Raw genomic sequence first — 1,596 nt, forward strand, 5'->3', positions numbered from 1 at the left:
ATTGTATATTTTGAAAATGAAAAGAGGAATATCAATGAAAAATAGCATATCAAATAACTGTGTTTCTTATAATAGATTCAGAGAAATTTCTCATTTACTTGGCGTTTCCATGAGGGCAATGTCGAGAGATTTAGGTAAAGCCAACAATTATATGGCTACGATTTCTAACTCAAAAAACAAATCAATCACCGTCAGCGTTGTTAATGATATTATGAATTATCTTGTGGATTTTTCTGATGCTGCATCTGATGGAAAGCAAATAATATTTTTAGAAATGGGTGATATTTATTATGAAAAAGACCTTAGATAAGTTGTTGAATAAGGAATATTTTGATTCAATTAAGTCCATTTATTTTGTATATTTAGTTACTGATCAAGTTAAATTTAAGTATTCATCACAGCTTTTAAATAATAATTATGGCGTGTGCGAGATTGATATAAATACAATTATTGATAAGGGTTTTTTACTCGATAAGAAGAATTTTTTTGAGGTTGAAGATAAACTTTTTTATTCCTTTTGCTTTACAAAATCTGAATACGAAAGTTCTTTAAATGACTTTCACAGATTAATTAATATCAAACATAAGATTCCTTTTCGCATATCTAATATTTTAAAAATCATAAATAACACCAGTGAAAAGACTTCGTTATACTTCAACATTTTTAGCTTTGGTTTCACTCATTTTAAATTTAAGTTTTCTCATATTCTTACTGCTGATCGGATTATAAAATATATGGTAAACCCTTATTATAAAAATCCTATTAAACTGGCTAGGATCAATTTTTACTTTGCTAGAGTCATGATTTTAGTGGCAATTTTCTATTTTAGCATTTTAATAGCTTCAATGTCTTGATTTTACTTGATTTCAGATAGATAGTATTATATTATATATATATTACAACGTGTAACATATATATAATATAATACTATCTGCTTTAAGGAGAGTGATTTCAATGGCTGTACCATATAATTTGATAATTGATAATTTAGATAAGACTAAAAAGAAATTATTACTAATTCTTAGTGATAATGACAAACTCATGTATTCGAGTTTAAGAAAGGCACTAAATGCTTCACAGAGGGATTTAGACATTGCAATCTCTGGTATTGTGACCTCTGGACTTGCCAAAAGAGTTAAAGATCTTGAAGATCATAGGGCAACTTATTATTGCTTAACAGAACATGGAAAAGAACTTATCAAACTGCTTTAAAACATTGCAATGACTATAATGCACGCATTTAAGAAATCAGCTCATGCCATAGCTGCTTACCTAAATACGCTTTGTCGCTCTTATATATATTTACTTGTATATGCACTTATGATATAATTTGCATATACATAAATATGTGCGAGTGAGCGACAAATAGTACATGCACACATTTATGCGTGTGCAATGGGGTGTTGCCCCCAAACGACAAATCGCTTTCCCGTAGCGATACCAACGGACTGCATAACAAAAAGCACACGTACCTCGTGTGCTTTTTTATGCGTAGGGGTGAGATTCCCGATTACAACTTGCACCAAACTGTGCAGAACACTTTTCACTTCCGTTCAAAGTATTCTTTCACTTTGGGCAGTTGTGCGGTATCAAAAA

At 30.5% G+C, this 1,596-nt stretch carries 3 protein-coding genes; all 3 read left to right on the plus strand.

The features are described from left to right. Positions 1-34 precede the first annotated feature (34 nt). The 3 genes from AC220I_RS22340 to AC220I_RS22350 all read left to right on the plus strand — a co-directional run bounded on the left by AC220I_RS22340 (position 35) and on the right by AC220I_RS22350 (position 1,212). A complete protein-coding gene (locus AC220I_RS22340) occupies positions 35-310 on the plus strand; it encodes a hypothetical protein (protein ID WP_486726077.1) in 276 nt (91 codons plus the stop codon). After that, on the plus strand, positions 291-854 hold the full coding sequence (locus AC220I_RS22345; RefSeq protein WP_486726078.1) for a hypothetical protein: 564 nt from the start codon (positions 291-293) through the stop codon (positions 852-854). The genes AC220I_RS22340 and AC220I_RS22345 overlap by 20 nt, the downstream gene beginning before the upstream one ends. A gap of 100 nt (positions 855-954) precedes the next feature. Beyond that, positions 955-1,212, plus strand: a complete 258-nt coding sequence (locus AC220I_RS22350) for a hypothetical protein (protein WP_486726079.1) — start codon at positions 955-957, stop codon at positions 1,210-1,212. The last annotated feature ends 384 nt before the right edge of the window (positions 1,213-1,596 follow it).

This window comes from Fusibacter sp. (assembly GCF_057447755.1).